At 47.6% G+C, this 1234-nt stretch carries 1 protein-coding gene; it reads left to right on the forward strand.

The genetic code is table 11. The features are described from left to right. Positions 1-1218, forward strand: a 1218-nt coding sequence (gene tnpC / locus QUA56_RS36650) for an IS66 family transposase (protein WP_333368935.1), incomplete at its 5' end; no start/stop codon positions are given. Between the last annotated feature and the right edge of the window lie 16 nt (positions 1219-1234).

Here is a 1234-nt window from a genome sequence, read left to right on the forward strand (position 1 = left end):
GAACGGAAGCTATACCCGACCCAAATGTGTCAAGAAGTAATCAACCATTACCCGCAGCAATGTAGTGGATGTGGAGGCATCCTAGGGATTGAAAATAGTGGTCAAGCCTACCGACATCAAGTAGTGGAAGTCCCACCAGTACAGCGACTCGTCATCGAACATCAGTTTCATCCAATTACCTGTACTTGTTGTGGGAAAGAAAATCAAGCCCCAGAAATGACCGAAATAATTGGGCTGGGTGGATATGGTCCAAGAACAGCAGCCTATGTAGGTCTATTCAGTAGTGAGTACCGACAATCCTACCGCCAAATACGTGCGCTGATGCAGGCGGTGTTTGGGATTGAAATGTCCGTCGGCACTATCAATCGTCTACGGACAGAAGTGAGTGAGGCAGTTAGCGATGCAGTCACAGAAGCCCAACATTACATCCAGCAGCAGCCGACTGTGGGAGTAGATGAGACTGGATTTCAGCAGCGGAATGGAGATGGTCAAAATGCCACCAAGACCAGTGGTTGGCTGTGGGTGGCAGTAACGCCATTGATCCAGAGCTTTCAGGTAATTTTAAGTAGAGCTAGTAGTGCTGCTCAAACGGTTTTGGGCGAAACTTTTAGTGGCTCGATCACCAGTGATCGTTGCCCTGCCTATAACTGGGTGGATGTCCATCGCAGGCAACTGTGCTGGGCGCACCTCAAACGAGATTTTATTCAAATATCCGAACGAGTTGGAGCTTCTGCCCAAATAGGCAAATCCTTGCTGGAGCAGGAAAAAGAGCTTTTCAATCTCTGGCATAAATTTAGAAATGACCAACTCACTCGTTCTGAGTTGAAAGAAAGGGTTGAACCTATTAAGACTAAAGTTTTGAGCATCTTGCTAGAAGCTTCGCAGTTAGACATCAACGAGAGGGAAAAGACCCCATTGGCAAAAACTGTGCGGACTTGCCGTAATTTACTAAAGTTGGAAGTGGCTCTGTGGTTATTTATCTCCTCAGATGGTGTAGAGCCGACCAATAATGCCGCTGAAAGAGCCATTCGCCCTGCTGTGATTTGGCGACGGACTAGCTTTGGTTCAGATTCAGCAGCAGGAAGTCTGTTTGTTGCCCGTTTACTCACCGTCGTGTCTTCTCTCAAGCTGCAAGACCGGAATATTCTTGAGTTCCTGACTGAATCTGTCTTGAGTACTCGTTCTGGTCGGATTCCTCCTTCTCTTCTGCCACGCTAACCCCGTGAACTTCTAC

Source organism: Microcoleus sp. N3A4, assembly GCF_036701805.1.
Classification (GTDB): Bacteria; Cyanobacteriota; Cyanobacteriia; order Cyanobacteriales; family Microcoleaceae; genus Microcoleus.